The organism is uncultured Aurantimicrobium sp. (genome assembly GCF_936931525.1).
Taxonomy (GTDB): domain Bacteria; phylum Actinomycetota; class Actinomycetes; order Actinomycetales; family Microbacteriaceae; genus Aurantimicrobium.
Genome location: NZ_CAKZII010000116.1, coordinates 1 through 15,050, shown reverse-complemented (window position 1 = coordinate 15,050; position 15,050 = coordinate 1). Strand labels below are relative to the sequence as shown.

The window sequence follows — 15,050 nt, the reverse complement described above, 5'->3', positions numbered from 1 at the left end:
GCACGAGCAGCATAGATCGCCGCGGTGTAACCGGCGGGACCCGAACCAATGATGATGACTTGACGCACAAAAACTCCAAGAAAAGAAAGAGAGTGCCTTGACGAACAGGCACTGTAGTAAACCCAGTCTACTTGCCGGTTATTCCCGAAAGCCGAAGAAATGAGGGGGCCGAAGGTGAATAGTTTAGGAATTATTCCGCGCTATTTAGGAAGCGTCGAGGGTTCCTGATTTCCTGCGTCGCAGAGTTCGGATCACACCGGCGGTGAGTAGGCCTACAAAAGCCAATGCCACAGCACCGAGTCCCCAGGTTTCCCAGTCCGCACGAACGTTGATGGGAATGGCCACGGCTTCACCAATAGGCACGCCATCAACTGATTGCAAGCTCACCGTCAGGATGGAACTGCCATTACTAACTTGCGCCTGAACAGGGATTTGTGCCTTGGCTTGAGATTCAGGCTGAATCGTGACTTGCTCGGAGCCCTGAACAATCAAGCGTGCATTATTGGGGTCTGCGTTGACCATCACGGTGACCGGCTGAAGCAGAGAGTTGAGCACGGAGATAGGAATATTGGCTTGCCCACCCACCATGTTGATGGTGCTGCTGGTGACGATGGAGACCGACGTCAACACTTTCTCGCTGCTGCGCAGGCTTTCGGAAACCGCAGAGGACCATTCATCACTACCGAGCCAACCGACAGATAGCACCGCTGCTAACTCACGTGAAGCTGGGCTAGTAATCAAGCTGGGGTCTTCAGCGATGGTGGCAAAAGAAGAAACCTGAGCATTGCGCGCAATCAAGCTGCTCACAACCGAGATGCGCTGAGAAGATTCGGGAGAATCCACGATCTCCAGCGAAGAAGTAGCTGAAGTCAGGCCGCTGGAGAGGGTTCCTGAACTCACCCAACTTTGTCCCAGCACAGCATCGATGGTCTGGCCCAGCTTGGCTAACCCTGTGATGCTGAATGTTTCACGTGGCAACGCGGCAAATGTTCGTCCGGCTTGTGATTCATCCACGGCAGCAACTGCGACGTAGGACGCAGCGCGAGATGCGTCATTGCTGTTCAATGCGGCGCTCAAGCCATTCAAGGTGACCACGCTGGGAAGACCTGCTGTTTGGCCAGAAGACATGATGTCCCCTGCCACATTTCCAGAGGAAAGAATGGCGGAGGTGAGTCCACTCGCTGAGAAAATTCCCAGATCAGAGCTCATTACCGAGTTCCCAGCTGGCCAGGCAATGGAGTTCAGCGTGGGGGTAAATAGGGGCGTCGCAACGGGGATAGGCGTTGCAGTGGGAGCCGGTGAAGAAGCCTCGTCAAGAACTAGGGGAGTAATGACATCGCTGGTTGGCGGGGTCAAAAGTGTTGCTGAACCTGCCTGTGCTTGGGCTGAAATGTCAGCATCTGCCCAAGCCAGAAGGAAGCTTTCATTCGGGAGCGCCTTGAGAGCTTGCAGCCACGCTGAGACACCATCTGGAGCGGTGTCCCCCAACGCCTCGATCGAGGAAATGATGCGAGGGTCAATACCCACAGCAACGGGGCGGCCCTGGGCAACAGCTAATTGGCGGGTCAAAATGCCACTCGGGCCAGTCAGTTCCGTCAATTCTGCTGCTGTAAGAAGCCCAGAGGTGCTGGGCGGGGGAACAATAGCCAGAATTCCGGTGAATGCCGCCTTCGCTGTTGTCGCAGAAGGTGTCCACACAAACGAAGAACGCCCGGTTGCCACGCTTTCATCATTGAGCAGGAAGTTCACCGCCACACCTCGAGGACCCCAGATTCCTCCGAAACGTCCGGAATTCAGCGGAAGCTCCACGACAACATCGACAGTTTTACCAGCGGCAATTTCAGGAACATCAACGGTAGTGAGGTAACGACCAGGTTGAGTCTGTTCGTCCTCTGCCGCAAACCAGGCATCAAGATCTGCAACTGTTGTCAGTGCAGCCGAAGGTGCGGTAACTACTGCTTGCCCTTCGGGAAGGGTTTCTTTACCCGTGTTTGTCACGCTGAGAACAGCAGACAACGTGTCACCAGGCCCTGCACTCAGTGCAGATGGCGTGAGAACCAGAGTTGCCTGTTCGGCGGCATGGGCGACGGGAAGAGTTGCTTGGGCAAAACCGGCAACCACCAGCAGGAGAGCCACGACTGCTGCAGAAAACGACATCGTGACACGTCGAATCAGCAGGGAAGGCATCCTGCCATTGTAGGCGTCGCAACTGAAGAACAACCTGATGCTCCCCGTAGAATGGCGGGAAATGCACAGTGTCGCCTCCGCAATCGAATCGATTACTCAATTGAGTAAGTCGCCCAGCGTTTCACGCTTGGCGGCAGCATTTGCTGATGCCGGATATGAACTGGCACTTGTTGGCGGCCCTGTCCGCGACGCATTCTTAGGGCACGCAGTCCACGACCTCGACTTCACCACCAATGCGCTCCCCGATGACATCATTCGTGTGGTCGAACCTATTTCAGAAGCCCACTGGGACATCGGTCGCGACTTCGGCACCATCGGCGCCCAGATCGCGGGCGAAAAGGTTGAAATCACGACCTATCGAGCCGACCAGTATGACGGCAAGACGCGTAAGCCAGTTGTCGCTTTCGGCGACAGCCTTGAAGAGGATCTCTCTCGTAGAGACTTCCGCGTGAACGCGATGGCAGTTCGTTTGCCTGAACTGGTTCTTGTTGACCCTTCTGGCGGCGTTGAAGACTTGATGGCGGGAATTCTCCGTGCTCCCAAGTCGGCGGAAGTGTCCTTCACCGAAGACCCCCTGCGCATGATGCGCGCTGCCCGGTTCTCTTCACAGCTAGGTTTCCAGCTGGATGCAGAAACTGAATGGGCAATGACCGAGTTCGCGGGATCAATTGAAAACATTTCAGCTGAGCGCGTCAATGAAGAGCTCTGCAAGCTCTTGCTCACGGACAAGCCTCGCGCTGGCATTGAACTGCTGGTGAGCACGGGAATCGCTGGCTATGTCTTGCCAGAAATTCCAGCGCTGCGCTTGGAAGTGGACGAACACCACCACCACAAAGATGTGTATGAGCACAGCCTGACGGTGTTGGAACAAGCCATTGATCTTGAGCAGGAACGTCACCCTGGAGAAGCAGGGGATCTGACCCTGCGCCTTGCCGCGCTCCTGCACGATATTGGCAAGCCTGCGACGCGTCAGTTGGAAACGGGTGGTGCCGTCAGCTTCCACCACCACGACCTCGTTGGCGCCAAGCTCTCGGTCAAGCGCATGAAGGCATTGCGTTTCGATAAAGAAACCACCCAGAACGTGGCACGCCTGATTGAACTTCACCTGCGCTTCTTCGGCTATTCCGATGCAGCCTGGAGTGATTCCGCGGTGCGACGCTATGCCCGCGATGCCGGTGACCTTCTGGAAAGACTTCACATCCTGACCCGTGCAGATGTGACCACGCGCAATAAGCGCAAGGCGGATCGTCTTGCATTTGCGTATGACGATCTAGAAAACCGCATCGCCGAACTCTCTGAAGCAGAAGAGATGGCGGCAGTGCGCCCCGATCTCAACGGTGAAGAGATCATGGCGATCCTCGGTATTCCTGCTGGCCGTGAGGTAGGCGAGGCCTATAACTACCTGTTGAACGTTCGCTTGGACGAGGGGCCCATTGGGGCAGACCTCGCCCGCGAACGCCTGCTCGCCTGGTGGGCAAACCGCTAGTTCAAGCCGCTGTACGGCTGGCCCGGATTGGATTAACGCCCAATCCCGGTCTAGACTGGGGAAGTTGTCTGTGCGCCGGAAATATCCGGCCTCCTCAGATGGCACATGCACAACCCTCCTGATACAGACCGTCTGTATCCGTTTTAGTCCGAAGGAGGTGGGTTAGTCATGCATCAGTACGAGTTGATGGTCATCCTCGATCCAGAGATCGATGAGCGCACCGTAGCTCCCAGCCTCGACAAATTCCTCAACGTCATTCGTAACGATGGTGGAACCATCGAGAACGTTGACATCTGGGGTAAGCGTCGTTTGGCTTACGAGATCAACAAGAAGTCCGAGGGCATCTATGCCGTCGTTAACTTCACGTCTAGCGCCGACGCAACTGTCGAGCTCGACCGCCAGCTGAAGCTTTCCGAAGCTGTCATGCGCACCAAGGTTCTGCGTGCAGAGGAAGCCATCGCTATGGTTGCCGCTGCTGCAAAGCTCGCTGACGAGAAGGCTGCCCGCAAGGCTGCTGCTCCCGCCAAGGCTTCGAAGGACGCGTAAGTAACATGGCCGGCGAAACAGTCATCACCGTTGTGGGAAACCTCACGAGTGACCCCGAACTGCGTTACACGCAGAACGGACTCGCAGTCGCCAACTTCACCATCGCCTCTACTCCGCGCAATTTCGATCGCGCATCAAGCGAGTGGAAAGATGGCGAGGCTCTCTTCCTTCGTGCCAGCGTGTGGCGCGAGTTTGCCGAGCACGTCGCAGGCAGCCTGACTAAGGGCTCCCGCGTCATCGCAACCGGTCGACTCAAGCAGCGCTCGTATGAGACCAAGGAAGGCGAAAAGCGAACCACGATCGAACTCGAAGTAGATGAGATCGGTCCCTCGCTTCGCTACGCCACGGCAACTGTGAGCCGCGCGGCATCCTCGGGTCGCCCCGGAGTCCCTGCAGGCAATGACGAACCTTGGGGTTCGCCAACCGCTCCTGCAGCAGACCCTTGGAACACCCCCGGTATCCCCGCAGACGATACGCCGTTCTAAACAATCCTCTTCAGGCTCAACGCACGTTGATCCTTGATAAAAAATTTACGAAAGTTAGGTAATCATGGCTGGAAAAGCTAGCGGCGGAGCCCGCAAGCCACTCCGCGGTGGCAAGGGCGCTAAGGCTCTCGCACCTGCGAAGGCTATCCGCGTTGGTGTGATCGACTACAAAGACGTCGCCACCCTTCGCAAGTTCGTTTCTGAGCGTGGAAAGATCCGCGCTCGCCGTATCACCGGTGTTTCTGTCCAGGAGCAGCGCCTCATCGCCAAGGCAGTTAAGAACGCCCGCGAGATGGCTCTTCTTCCCTACGCAGGCGCTGGCCGCTAAGGAGTTCGAACATGTCTAAGTTGATTCTTACGAATGAAGTCTCCGGCGTTGGTTCGGCAGGCGACGTTGTCGAGGTAAAGAACGGTTTTGCCCGTAACTACCTCATTCCTCAGGGCCTTGCAGTTGCATGGTCACGTGGCGGCGAGAAGCAGGTTGAGCAGATTCGTGCTGCTCGTACCGCTCGCGAACTCGCAACCCTCGAAGAGGCACAGGCACTCAAGGCCAAGATCGAAGGCACCAAGGTCAAGCTTGCTGTCAAGACTGGTCAGGATGGTCGTCTCTTTGGTTCGGTCAAGACCGATCACATTGCTGCTGCAGTGGAGAGCGCCGGCATCGGTGCAATCGACAAGCGCAAGATCGAGATGGCGAACCCCATCAAGTTCACTGGTGAGCACGAAGCAACCGTTCGTCTGCGTGACGACATCGTTGCAACCATCACCATCCAGGTTGTTGCTGCAAAGTAATTCCCTGTAAAGAACCGCAGAGGGCGGAAAGCTTCGGCTTTCCGCCCTTTCTTTATGCCTAAATCCGGAGTCTTCTACTCCTGTTGGGGGTACAGCACAAGACCTTTAAGGGGCCATATTTATGCACATGAGGGCTATTTTTCCCCAAGCTTAAACACATGCTTGAAGGAAATTAATGTTCACACCCGTTGATAACTTAAATACCTGTTCAACGCGAAAAAAATAGGTAAACTTTTTCCTCTATCCCCAGCATTACCCACAGCTTATGAACAGTCTCTCCGGCGTTTCTCAGGATTCGTACACAGAGTTATCCACAGGGTCATTTGGTTGTGGGTGAAGGTATTCCTACAGTTGGGATACAACTCTCATTAGGTCACTCTCAGACCAATGTCAGAGGAGCGGGTTAGATTCAGATAGCCCACCTGCACAGCCATCGGAAGGACTCGTGAGCATGTCGATTGCACACCTAGGTTCTCCAGGCGACTCTCGCGAAAACTGGCAGGGCGAACGAACTCCTCCGCATGATCTTCTTGCGGAACAAAGTGCTCTCGGCGGCATGCTCCTCAGCAAAGACGCTGTGGCAGACGTCGTCGAGATTCTTCGTGGCAACGACTTCTACATTCCGAAGCACGAGGTCATCTTCGATGCTGTGATGTCGTTGTATTCACACGGTGAACCCACCGATGTCATCACCGTCACTGACGAGCTGACCAAATCTGGTGAGCTGGGCCGTGCGGGCGGTGCGGAATACCTGCACACTCTCACTGCACTGGTGCCAACCGCTGCCAACGCGGGCTATTACGCCAACATCGTTTCAGAGCGTGCTTTGCTGCGCCGCCTTGTTGAAGCCGGAACCCGTATCGTCCAGATGGGCTATGCCGGAGAAGGTGAAGCTGTTGACCTGGTCAACACTGCCCAGGCTGAGATCTACCAGGTCACTGGTTCGGTCGAAACCGAAGATTACGTTCCCCTGACGGACGCAGTGGACACCGCAATCCAGGAAATTGAAGCCGCCAAGGGCCGCGACGGTCAAATGACCGGCGTTCCCACCGGTTTTGCTGATCTCGATGAACTCACCAATGGTTTCCACCCCGGTCAGCTCATCATCGTCGCTGCTCGACCCGCTTTGGGTAAGTCGACACTGGCGCTGGACTTCTGTCGTGCTGCGTCGATCAAGAACAACCTGCCTTCGATCTTCTTCTCACTCGAAATGGGTAAGTCCGAGATCGCGATGCGTCTTCTCTCGGCAGAAGCTTCAGTTCCCCTGCAGAACATGCGTAAGGGAACGGTTGATAACCGTGACTGGACCACCATTGCCAGCACCCGTGGCCGCATCAACGATGCTCCGTTCTACATCGATGACAGCCCCAACATGACACTGGTAGAAATTCGTGCCAAATGCCGTCGCCTCAAGCAGAAGGTCGGCCTGAAAATGGTCGTTATTGACTACTTGCAGCTGATGACCTCGGGCAAGAAGGTTGAAAGCCGCCAGCAAGAAGTTTCTGAGTTCTCTCGTGCGCTCAAGCTCATGGCTAAGGAGCTTCAGGTTCCCGTTATTGCGCTGTCTCAGTTGAACCGTGGTCCTGAACAGCGTTCAGACAAGAAGCCAGCTATCTCCGACTTGCGTGAATCTGGATCGCTGGAGCAGGACGCCGACATGGTGATCCTTCTGCACCGTGAAAGTGCTTACGAAAAAGAGAACCCTCGTGCCGGTGAAGCTGACTTCATCGTGGCGAAGCACCGTAACGGTCCTACCGCGACAATTACCGTTGGATTCCAGGGTCACCTCTCTCGTTTTGCCGATATGCCTAAGGTTTAGCCGGGAATTCACTCACCCGTTCAGCCGTAGACTTGAGTTGTGGCAATCGCTGACAGTTCTCTCTCCCGTGTGGGTAATGCGCTCATTTTGCGCGCCATCCCGACGTTGGTTGCAGCTGTTGTGATTACCTTCTCGCGCAACCACGCTGCAGTAGTCGGACTGACCGTCTTTGTCGGTTTTGCCTTCCTGCTGGCATCTACATTGATTTTCACGATCATGTCCGTTCCGCTTGAGGGCCTAAATCGAACTCTGGTCGGGATTCAAGCAATTGCCACAGTCGTGGCTGCCGCGATTGCTTCAGCAACGTTGACGCAGGGACTGCCGGCACTGTTATTGATTCTCAGTATTTGGGCAGGTCTTTCTGCTGTGCTGGAACTTTATGCCGGCTATCGTGAAAGCAACCGCACCGTTGCCAAAGAATGGCTCACCATCGGCGGATTCACAGCCATCTTGGCCATTATTGAAGCAGTTGTTCCCATGAATGATGTCTATGCCGTGGGCATCTTCGGTGCATACGCCGCCATCGTGGGCGTCTACCAAATCATCGCCGGCATCTCACTTCGTTCCGACGCCACCTCTACAACCCGTAAGGTTTCCTCATGACCACTCCCACACTTCGCGATCGCTTGAAGCCCGTTGAGCTCTTGATTGTTTCGGCACTCATTGGATTGTTCACCGGCCTCGTTGTGCTGATGTCTTCTCGTGACCTCATTCTCAGCAGCATCTCATTCGGTGCCGTGTTTATTGTGTGCTTGGTCTCGATGGCCATGTTTGTGCTGGCAATCAAGCCCAACAAGAAGGAACTGCTCGACATTGAAGAGCAGGACCACTCCGGGTCTTCCGCCCACTAAGACTTAAGCAAAGAAAGCCCCTCGCAAGAGGGGCTTTCTTTATTGTCTGAGGACTACTTGAGGTAGTCGACCAAGTCTGAGGCCAGGCCGACATAGCCAGCTGGAGTGAGTTCCAGGAGGCGAGCCTTGGCAGCATCTCCGATCTCGAGGCCAGAGACGAAAGCAATGAGGTCATCGCGTCCAATGCGCTTGCCGCGGGTCAGTTCCTTAAGCAGTGCATAGGGGTCTGAGATGGTCGAACGACCAGCGGCAACCTCTGCACGAATCACGGTCTGAATAGCTTCACCCAAGATTTCCCAGTTGGTGTCGAGATCATGAGCCAGGGCAACAGAGTCGAGGTCGATTTCGCTCAGGCCTCGGCGAATGTTGTCGAGAGCCAAGAGTGAATGTCCATAACCCACACCTACGTTGCGCTGGGTGGTGGAGTCAGTGAGGTCACGCTGCAGACGGCTGGTCACCAGCGTTGCGGAAAGTGAATCAAGAACAGCGCTGGAGAGCTCAAGGTTGGCCTCAGCGTTCTCAAAACGAATGGGGTTGATCTTGTGAGGCATGGTGGAGGAACCGGTTGCACCAGCCTGAGGGATCTGGCGGAAGTAGCCCATCGAGATGTAGGTCCAGATGTCGGTGGCCAAGTTGTGAATCACGCGGTTGGCGTGAGAGATGCGGGTGTAAAGCTCTGCCTGCCAGTCATGTGATTCGATCTGAGTAGTCAGTGGGTTCCAGGTCAAACCCAAAGAGATCACAAACTCTTCCGAGATCTTGGGCCAGTTGGCGTCAGGTTCTGCCGCAAGGTGAGCAGAGAAGGTTCCGGTTGCACCGGAGAACTTGCCCAGGTATTCAGATCCTTCGATCTGCTTCTGAATGCGCTCCAGGCGGTAAACAAAGACAGCAAGTTCTTTACCCATGGTGGTGGGGGTTGCAGGCTGACCGTGGGTCTTCGCCAGCATTGCTTCGTCACGGTATTGAACAGAGAGTTCGCGCAGACGAGCAATGACAGCCTGGAGGCCAGGAAGCCAGATGTTCTTGGTGGCATCGCGCACGATGAGTGCGTAGGAGAGGTTGTTAATGTCTTCGCTGGTGCAGGCGAAGTGCGTCAGCTCAGCAATGTGGTCCAGGCCCAGCTCGGTGAGCTTGGCACGAACCAAGTACTCCACTGCCTTGACGTCGTGACGAGTGGTCGCTTCCAGACGAGCAAGCTCATCAATCTCTGCCTGACCGAAGTCAGTCACGAGGGCACGGAGTGCGGAAACGTTGTCTGCGCTGAGGGGACTGGTACCAAACATGGAGTGATTGGTGAGATAAATCAACCATTCAACTTCAACCGTGACGCGAGCACGGTTCAGGCCAGCCTCCGAGAGGTATTCACCCAGAGGTGAAACGACGGACTGGTATCGACCATCGAGCGGGCTGAGGACCTGAATAGGAAGCGTCATGCTTCTATTCTCCCAAACAAAACAGCTATCCCTTCACAGGCGTAGCCGCTGCACACTCTCCACATTCAGAATCAGACTGCCCAGCACTCAGACTCTGCTCTGGCACGGTAGCCAGGTGAATGAATTCGAGGGTTACTTTGGCTTCTCGCCAGCCGGGCACAGCCTGTGGCTGGCGCTCGCCGATGCACTCGATGCTGCAGTCGTCACCCTTCACACCGCTGTTCCGGATCCGCTCTGGTTCGGACCTTCACGTTATGCCTTCGACCACAACGCTGAGCAGGTCATGGCCGATTTACGTCAGGCCCGCTGGGCGGTCCTCACCGCGGAGCCAAGCTCCTCATGATTCGGGTGGGAACAGGCGTAGACACTGTTGCACTGGATGACCTATCAGGCCGTATTCATGCCAGGCTGTGGCAACTCGAACATGCCTTAGCCAGTGCACAGTCACAATCATTTCTTTCTGTTCAGGCTCAGCAGGCATTCACCCGCGCAACGCATGCTGCTCAACGACTCAGAGAACTGGCCGCTGCTACGGCAGAAGGGTCCCGACAATATGCCGAGCGGGAACAGTATTTGCGCCAGGTCTCCGAAGACCTCAGTTCCACGTTGATGTGGAATCTGGGTCGAGCAATGCCTGCGTTGATTGGGGCATTTGGTCCAGAAATTATTGGCGGCGTCGCCATTGTTCTGGGGTTAGCAGCTGCACGGCGCCTTTCGCCGGGCAGCCCCTTTGACCAGTTCGTCACACGACTCGAACAACGGTTGCCGGATTCAGGGCAATTCATGAGTCATCCCCTGGTGGTGCAAAGCACCGCCCACCTCGTGTCCGGGGCAGATGATTTTGTGGCTGGCGTTCTGGGAATGCCCAAACCACCTCAGGACGGGCTCCTGGCCGGGGAAGACCTCGTAGCTGGCGCGGCAATTACCGGACTGGGGATTGTGGGTGCCACAACTTTGCAAGAAACTCCTGTACGGGTGAGCAATGTGGATCGCAGCACAGCTGAATCAGCTGACAGTTACCGTGACCTCGTCTCACGCATTCCTCGAGCAGATGAAGGTGCTGCACAGATTCGAATCGAGCAATACGACTCCGGTTATGTGGTCTATCTCGGCGGAACGATTGATTCAGGAGTGGAACCCACTTCTGAGCCGTGGGATATGACCAGCAATATCTCCGCTATTGCTGAACTTGATTCCGGAAGCTACACCGCTGCTGTGATGGCCATGCGTGAAGCGGGCATTACCGCCCAGGACAACGTCATTCTGGTCGGGCATTCCCAAGGGGGACTTGTTGCTGCCCAACTTGCTGCGTCAGGGAACTACACCGTCAGTGACGTTGTCACCGTGGGGGCTCCACTTCACCAAGTGGAGATTCCCGAAGAGATCAATGTGGTTGCCGTTGAGCATGAAGAAGATGTCATCCCTTCCCTCAGTGGTGTTGCCGCACCAGCTGCGGTGGCAACACATATGACAGTGACCAGGTCCCTTTTTGCCCACTCTGCAGCGCCTCGAGGAGAGTTACTTCCAGCACATAATCTCTCTCGTTATGTCGAAACGGCAGCCGTAATGGATCGAAGCGGAGACCCCAAGCTCACTGCTGAACAGAGACAAATCGCAGAGCGCATGCAGGGCACAGCCACCGTCACGATGTGGCGGGCAGATCGGGTGCAGTAATTACTTGCCGGTTGCGGGGCGAAGAATGAGACCCAAAATCCAGCTGACGATCGACAGCACGATTGCTGCCCAGAATCCGCCGGCGAAGCCGTCAACCTGCAGGCCGTAGCCAAATCCAAATACCTGAGTGAGCCATGCAACAAACATGAGCAAGAAGGCGTTGACCACCAGGGCCATGAAGCCGAGGGTGAGGATAAAGAGGGGGAATGCCAGGAAGCGCAGCACGCGACCGATGGTTCCATTCACAATTCCGAAGATGAAAGCCACAAAGGCAAGGGTGAGGACATAGCCCAGGGTCTGCTGGTCTTCAGGGATGATACGCAGGCTGTCAGGCAACATCACAGTGGTGAGCCAGAGCGCAATGGCGTTGATCACGGTCGAGAGCAAGAGTGACTTCATACCTCCATTCTGGCAGGTGAGCTCTTTAGTTGGGATACTCCTACGGTTTTCGCGAGAGATTGTAGAAGACCTACCAGTTCAGAGGCCTTTGACGGGATAGATTGGGTACATGGCCGATGAGACATTAGATCCCATGGTGCAGTTCCTCACGCCCGAGGGACACTATGCCCCCAGCGCAAGTGCAGAAGAGTTTCTGCCTTACTTTCAGCGCCTAACTGAGGCAGATCACCGCAAGTTTTATAAAGACATGGTTGTCATCCGTCGCTTCGACACTGAAGCAACAAACCTGCAGCGTCAAGGCCAGCTTGCTCTGTGGGTTCCTAGCCACGGTCAAGAAGGTGCGCAGGTAGGTTCCGCGCACGCGACCAAGAAGCAAGACCACATCTTCCCCGCTTACCGCGAGCACGCTATTGGCATGATCCGCGGCATTGATGTTCTCGAAATCATTCGTGTTCTTCGCGGTCTGACTCACGGCGGTTGGGACCCCACCCTGCCTGAGCACGGCAACTTCCACATCTACACGCTGGTTATTGGTTCGCAGGCATTGCACGCCACCGGTTATGGCATGGGAATCAAGTTCGATGGTGCCACCAACACCGGTAACCTCGACACCGACCAGGCCGTCATTGTCTACTTCGGTGATGGCGCAACCAGCCAGGGTGACGTCAGCGAGGCACTCGTCTTTGCTGCCAGCTATCAAACACCTCAGGTCTTCTTCGTTCAGAACAACCACTGGGCAATCTCGGTACCGGTCAGCACCCAGGCCCGCGTTCCCCTCTACAAGCGTGGTGAAGGCTTCGGAATCCCCGGTGTTCAGGTCGACGGTAATGACGTCTTCGCCAGCTATGCCGTAACTGCCAAGCAGCTCGATGACGCTCGCAGCGGCAAGGGCCCCAGCTTGATCGAAGCTCACACCTACCGCATTGGTGCACACACTTCGAGTGACGACCCCACGAAGTACCGCACAGATGCTGAGCTGGAATCGTGGATTGCACGCGACCCCATTACCCGCATGGAAGCGTTCCTGCGGAACTCAGGCGCACCCCAGTCCTTCTTTGACGAGGTTCACCAAGAGGCTGCTGACTTTGCTAGCGACATTCGTCGTCGCACCGTTGATCTCAAGAACCCTGAACCTGCCAGCATGTTCAACCACGTCTACACAGATCCACACCCGCTCATGGATGAACAGAGTGCGTGGCTTGCTAACTACGAAGCGTCTTTCGATGAGCAGGGAGGCGGTCACTAATGGCTATTGAAAACCTTCCTTTAGGTAAAGCAATCAACCTTGGTCTTCGCCAGGCAATGCTCAACGACCCCAAGGTCATCCTGATGGGTGAAGACATCGGAACCCTCGGTGGTGTTTTCCGTGTGACCGAAGGTCTCAAGAACGAATTCGGCGCTGACCGTGTGCTCGATACTCCTCTAGCCGAATCCGGCATCGTCGGTTCCGCTATCGGTTTAGCCATGCGCGGCTACCGCCCTGTGATTGAGATCCAGTTCAACGGTTTTGTTTACCCCGCCTTTGATCAGATCACCAGCCAGCTGGCGAAACTGACCAACCGTCACGAGGGTGCCATGCAGTTCCCTGTGGTGATCCGCATTCCTTACGGTGGTCACATTGGTGCGGTTGAGCACCACCAGGAAAGCAACGAGGCATACTTCCTCCACACCGCAGGTTTGCGCGTGGTCAGCCCCAGCAATCCTCACGATGCCTACTGGATGATCCAGGAAGCCATTGCCTCAAACGACCCCGTGATCTTCTTCGAGCCCATGAGCCGCTACTGGCCCAAGGCAGATGTTGACACGTCGGCTTCGAACTTCCCCCTTCACGCCAGCCGCGTGGTTCGCCCCGGCAATGACGTCACCGTCATTGGCCACGGCGCGATGGTCAGCGTTCTGCTGCAGGCAGCAGAAGTTGCCGCCACAGAGGGCATGAGCTTGGAAGTCATTGACGTTCGTTCGCTTTCACCCATCGACTACGCACCGATTCTCGAATCAGTTCGCAAGACCGGTCGTTGTGTCATTGCTCAGGAAGCTCCCGGCAACGTGAGCCTCGCCTCTGAGCTGGCTGCAACCATTACCGAGAAGGCGTTCTACTCGCTCGAAGCACCTGTGCTGCGTGTGACCGGTTTCGATACTCCCTTCCCTCCAGCAAAGCTCGAGGCCATCTACCTACCCGACTCGGACCGCGTCCTCGACGCAGTCGACCGAGTGCTGAGTTACTAGGAGTGACCAGATGACGGTGTCTAAGTTCTATCTCCCCGACGTTGGCGAAGGTCTCACCGAGGCAGAAATTGTCTCGTGGAAGGTCAAGCCAGGTGACTCGGTCGCCATCAACGATGTCCTCGTTGAGATCGAGACTGCGAAGTCTCTCGTTGAGCTGCCCAGCCCCTACGAGGGTCAGGTTGGCGAACTTCTTGCCCAAGAAGGCGAAACCGTTGAAGTTGGCACCGCCATCATCACTATCGCCTCTGCCGGCAGCTCCATGCTGACCTCTCCCACCCCGACCCTCGCTCAGGCAGCGATGGCGAACGAAGTATTCGTCACTGCTGACAACGAGATCGACGGGGCTGTTGACGCCAAAGAAGAAGGTTCCGGAAGTGTTCTCGTCGGCTATGGCGTTGGTGGTCACGCTGCGACGCGTCGTCGCCGTGGCGGCAACGCACCTGCACCCACTCCTCCCGCAGCACCTGCTGTGGTGACCCCTGCACCTCAGGCAGTTGCTCCCGCACCTGTTGCCAAGCGCCCTGCATCACTGCCTGTCACAGAAGCAGTTCCCGTTATTGCCAAGCCCCCTATTCGCAAGCTTGCTAAGGATCTGGATGTGAACCTTGCAGAGGTTCAGGCAACCGGTATTGCTGGAGAAATCACACGCGATGACGTGATTCGTCACGCGTCCCAGGCCAGTGTGTTCCGCAACATTCAGACCCCTGAGTGGCCTGAAGAACGCGAAGAGCGCATTCCGGTCAAGGGTGTACGCAAGGCCATCGCGACAGCGATGGTTCAGAGCGCATTTACTGCACCGCACGTTTCTGTTTTCGTTGATGTTGATGCCACCCGCACCATGGAGTTCGTCAAGCGTTTGAAGAACTCTCCTGACTTTGCTGGTGTGAAGGTGTCGCCACTGCTGATTCTGGCCAAGGCCATCATCTGGGCAGTGCGACGCAATCCCACAGTGAACTCCACCTGGACTGACAAAGAGATCATTGTTCACCGCTATGTGAACTTGGGTGTTGCCGCTGCAACTCCACGTGGCTTGATTGTTCCCAACGTGAAGGATGCTCAGGAGATGAGCCTGCTCGAGTTGGCACAGTCTCTCGAACAGCTCACCTTGAATGCACGTGACGGCAAAACCTCACCAGCAGACATGGCTGGCGG

General features: G+C 55.9%; 17 protein-coding genes. 13 read left to right on the top strand and 4 right to left on the bottom strand.

What is annotated here, in order from left to right; genetic code table 11:
* Both Q0362_RS05340 and Q0362_RS05335 read right to left on the bottom strand, forming a co-directional pair.
* Nucleotides 1-68 (bottom strand): FAD-binding protein (locus Q0362_RS05340; protein WP_298120846.1); only part of this gene is annotated, 68 nt, incomplete at its 3' end.
* A 136-nt stretch (nucleotides 69-204) separates the two neighbouring features.
* Entirely contained in the window at nucleotides 205-2,187 is a 1,983-nt protein-coding gene (locus Q0362_RS05335) for a DUF6049 family protein (protein WP_298120843.1), read from the bottom strand.
* A 61-nt stretch (nucleotides 2,188-2,248) separates the two neighbouring features.
* On the opposite strand from Q0362_RS05335, the gene Q0362_RS05330 reads away from it, so the two are divergent.
* From Q0362_RS05330 to Q0362_RS05295, 8 genes are all read left to right on the top strand, one after another.
* Nucleotides 2,249-3,673, top strand: coding sequence for a CCA tRNA nucleotidyltransferase (locus tag Q0362_RS05330; protein WP_298120841.1), 1,425 nt, complete (start codon nucleotides 2,249-2,251; stop codon nucleotides 3,671-3,673).
* A gap of 168 nt (nucleotides 3,674-3,841) precedes the next feature.
* Nucleotides 3,842-4,219 carry a 30S ribosomal protein S6 gene (rpsF, locus tag Q0362_RS05325; RefSeq protein WP_096382942.1) on the top strand — a complete coding sequence of 126 codons (378 nt, stop codon included), beginning with the start codon at nucleotides 3,842-3,844 and terminating at the stop codon, nucleotides 4,217-4,219.
* A gap of 5 nt (nucleotides 4,220-4,224) precedes the next feature.
* On the top strand, nucleotides 4,225-4,704 hold the full coding sequence (locus tag Q0362_RS05320) for a single-stranded DNA-binding protein (protein WP_280794647.1): 480 nt from the start codon (nucleotides 4,225-4,227) through the stop codon (nucleotides 4,702-4,704).
* 64 nt (nucleotides 4,705-4,768) lie between these two features.
* A complete protein-coding gene (gene rpsR / locus Q0362_RS05315) occupies nucleotides 4,769-5,032 on the top strand; it encodes a 30S ribosomal protein S18 (RefSeq protein ID WP_096382948.1) in 264 nt (87 codons plus the stop codon).
* Between the two features lie 11 nt (nucleotides 5,033-5,043).
* A complete protein-coding gene (rplI, locus tag Q0362_RS05310; RefSeq protein ID WP_280794646.1) occupies nucleotides 5,044-5,496 on the top strand; it encodes a 50S ribosomal protein L9 in 453 nt (150 codons plus the stop codon).
* Nucleotides 5,497-5,947: 451 nt separating this feature from the next.
* Nucleotides 5,948-7,315: a replicative DNA helicase gene (dnaB, locus tag Q0362_RS05305; RefSeq protein WP_298120821.1), complete on the top strand. Its 1,368-nt coding sequence runs from the start codon at nucleotides 5,948-5,950 to the stop codon at nucleotides 7,313-7,315.
* 39 nt (nucleotides 7,316-7,354) lie between these two features.
* A complete protein-coding gene (locus Q0362_RS05300) occupies nucleotides 7,355-7,918 on the top strand; it encodes a hypothetical protein (protein WP_298120818.1) in 564 nt (187 codons plus the stop codon).
* Nucleotides 7,915-8,166 carry a hypothetical protein gene (locus Q0362_RS05295; protein WP_298120815.1) on the top strand — a complete coding sequence of 84 codons (252 nt, stop codon included), beginning with the start codon at nucleotides 7,915-7,917 and terminating at the stop codon, nucleotides 8,164-8,166. The genes Q0362_RS05300 and Q0362_RS05295 overlap by 4 nt, the downstream gene beginning before the upstream one ends.
* Before the next feature lie 53 nt (nucleotides 8,167-8,219).
* Here Q0362_RS05295 and purB read toward each other — a convergent pair whose 3' ends face one another.
* Nucleotides 8,220-9,599: an adenylosuccinate lyase gene (purB, locus tag Q0362_RS05290; RefSeq protein WP_298120812.1), complete on the bottom strand. Its 1,380-nt coding sequence runs from the start codon at nucleotides 9,597-9,599 to the stop codon at nucleotides 8,220-8,222.
* 115 nt (nucleotides 9,600-9,714) lie between these two features.
* Here purB and Q0362_RS05285 point away from each other — a divergent pair, with 115 nt between their 5' ends.
* Together Q0362_RS05285 and Q0362_RS05280 are read left to right on the top strand one after the other, a co-directional pair.
* Nucleotides 9,715-9,942, top strand: a complete 228-nt coding sequence (locus Q0362_RS05285; RefSeq protein WP_298120809.1) for a hypothetical protein — start codon at nucleotides 9,715-9,717, stop codon at nucleotides 9,940-9,942.
* Nucleotides 9,943-9,947: 5 nt separating this feature from the next.
* Complete coding sequence (locus Q0362_RS05280; protein ID WP_298120804.1) at nucleotides 9,948-11,273, top strand: hypothetical protein; 1,326 nt, start codon at nucleotides 9,948-9,950, stop codon at nucleotides 11,271-11,273.
* Here Q0362_RS05280 and Q0362_RS05275 read toward each other — a convergent pair whose 3' ends face one another.
* Nucleotides 11,274-11,672 carry a phage holin family protein gene (locus tag Q0362_RS05275; RefSeq protein ID WP_298120801.1) on the bottom strand — a complete coding sequence of 133 codons (399 nt, stop codon included), beginning with the start codon at nucleotides 11,670-11,672 and terminating at the stop codon, nucleotides 11,274-11,276.
* A 109-nt stretch (nucleotides 11,673-11,781) separates the two neighbouring features.
* On the opposite strand from Q0362_RS05275, the gene Q0362_RS05270 reads away from it, so the two are divergent.
* The 3 genes from Q0362_RS05270 to Q0362_RS05260 all read left to right on the top strand — a co-directional run.
* The gene (locus Q0362_RS05270; protein ID WP_298120798.1) at nucleotides 11,782-12,918 is read left to right on the top strand and encodes a thiamine pyrophosphate-dependent dehydrogenase E1 component subunit alpha; all 1,137 of its coding nucleotides are present in this window, start codon (nucleotides 11,782-11,784) and stop codon (nucleotides 12,916-12,918) included.
* Complete coding sequence (locus tag Q0362_RS05265; RefSeq protein ID WP_298120795.1) at nucleotides 12,918-13,898, top strand: alpha-ketoacid dehydrogenase subunit beta; 981 nt, start codon at nucleotides 12,918-12,920, stop codon at nucleotides 13,896-13,898. The genes Q0362_RS05270 and Q0362_RS05265 overlap by 1 nt, the downstream gene beginning before the upstream one ends.
* A gap of 10 nt (nucleotides 13,899-13,908) precedes the next feature.
* Nucleotides 13,909-15,050 (top strand): dihydrolipoamide acetyltransferase family protein (locus Q0362_RS05260; RefSeq protein ID WP_298120791.1); only part of this gene is annotated, 1,142 nt, incomplete at its 3' end.